Here is a 2,046-nt window from a genome sequence, read left to right as displayed (position 1 = left end):
TCCCGGTAGTCCGTCATGGTCTGATCCGCTCGATTCCCCACCCATGCCTGTCATGTCCCGGTCGTCCGGCCCCACCCCGGACGCGCGCCCCCGGGACGGCGGGTACCCCCACAACCAGGAGTCACGCACCCATGCTGCGCTCACGCATTGAAAGGGCCGGGACCCCGGCTCCGCAGGGCGGCCGCCGACGCCGCCCCAAGAGCCTGGCCGCCATCGCGGCCGGCACCACCGCCTCCCTGCTGCTCGGCGCCGGTCTCGCGCTGTCCGGCGGCGCCGCGGCCAACGCCGCGACCACCAACTCCACCGGCGCGCCCGCCACCAGCGGCGGCCTCAAGGTCGCCTACTACGACCAGTGGTCGGTCTACGCGAACGCGTACTACCCCAAGACGATCCAGGACACCGGCGTCGCCGGGAAGCTGGACTACCTGATCTACGACTTCGCCAACATCCACCCGACCGACCTGGGGTGTTTCGAGGCCACCAAGGCCGCGGACACGAACGACAACAACCCCAACGCGGGTGACGGCGCCGCCGACGCGTTCGCCGACTACCAGAAGAGCTTCGGCGCGGACATCTCGGTCGACGGCGTCGGCGACGTCTGGAACCAGCCGATCGCGGGCAACTTCAACCAGCTGAAGAAGCTGAAGGCGAAGAACCCGAACCTCAAGGTCCTGCTCTCGCTGGGCGGTTGGACCTACTCCAAGTACTTCTCGCCGGCCGCCGCCACGGACGCCTCGCGCAAGCACCTGGTGTCGTCCTGCATCGACATGTTCATCAAGGGCAACCTGCCCACCGACGCCGGCTTCGGCGGCCCGGGCTCGGCGGCCGGCGTCTTCGACGGCATCGACATCGACTGGGAGTACCCGGGCGGCGGCGGCCACACCGGCAACATCTCCAGCCCGGCGGACAAGCAGAACTTCACCGCGCTGCTGAAGGAGTTCCGCACCCAGCTGGACGCGCAGGGCGCGGCCGACAAGAAGACCTACGCCCTGGCGGCGGCGGTCGGCGCCGGCCAGGACAAGATCATGAACGTCGAGACCGACAAGATCGGTCAGTACCTGACCTTCCTCGACGTCATGACCTACGACATGCACGGCGGTTGGGACGCCCAGGGGCCGACCAACCACCAGGCGGCGCTCTACTCGACCCCGGACGACCCGTCGACCCCGGCCAAGCCGGGCAACGGCAAGTACTCCATCGACAACGCCATCAAGGCGTGGACGGTCGGCGACAAGGAGTACGGCATCCCGGGCGGCTTCCCCGCCAACAAGATCAACATGGGTGTGCCGTTCTACTACCGCGGCTGGACCGGGGTGAAGGACAACGGCAAGCACGGCCTGTACCAGCCCGCCACCCAGCCGGCCGCCGGCGCGGCGATGTCCGGCAACGTCCCCGGCATCCAGATGTTCAAGGAGCTCGCGGGCTTCGTCGACAACCCGTCCAAGACCTTCTGGGACGACGCGGCCCAGGCCACGTACTTCTACGACGGCAACACCTTCTGGAGCGGTGAGGACGCCAAGTCGATCCAGGCCAAGCTCGACTACGCGCACTGCAACGGCCTCGGCGGCGCCTTCGCCTTCTCGCTGTACGACCTGGGCACCAAGACCGCCCTGTTCGACAAGATGGTGAGCGCCACCAACGGCTCCGCGTCCGCCTGCCCGGCCCCGCCGACCGGCACGCCGACCCCGACCTCGACCGGCACCCCCACCGGTACGCCGACCGGCACCCCGACCGGGACCCCCACGGGCACGCCGACCGGGACCCCGACCGGCACCCCGACCACGCCGGCCTCCTGCCCGGCCGCCCCGAGCTGGGACGCGAACACCACCTACGCGGCCGGCGGCACCAAGGTCTCCTGGAAGGGCCACTACTACACCAACAAGTGGTGGACCAAGGGCGACGACCCGAGCCAGAGCGGCCAGTGGGGCGTCTGGACCGACAACGGCCCCTGCTGAGACCCGCACCACCGATTGACCGAGGGGCCTGACGGACCCTCGCGGCACCTGAAGTGACGAGTCCGGCCCGCCGGGAGGAGCATCCTCCCGG

General features: G+C 69.6%; 1 protein-coding gene. It reads left to right on the top strand.

Going from position 1 to position 2,046, the window contains the following annotated elements; genetic code table 11:
* The first annotated feature begins 131 nt into the window (after positions 1-131).
* Positions 132-1,955, top strand: coding sequence for a glycosyl hydrolase family 18 protein (locus ACFU6K_RS37805; protein WP_380671010.1), 1,824 nt, complete (start codon positions 132-134; stop codon positions 1,953-1,955).
* Positions 1,956-2,046: the final 91 nt, after the last annotated feature.

The organism is Kitasatospora sp. NPDC057512 (genome assembly GCF_042802135.1).
Classification (GTDB): Bacteria; Actinomycetota; Actinomycetes; order Streptomycetales; family Streptomycetaceae; genus Kitasatospora.
This window is presented reverse-complemented; position numbering and strand designations above follow the sequence as displayed.

Bases quoted from the DNA above. Each gene is read 5' to 3' on its own strand.
- ACFU6K_RS37805 (WP_380671010.1), top strand. From the start codon at position 132: ATGCTGCGCTCACGCATTGAAAGGGCCGGGACCCCGGCTCCGCAGGGC.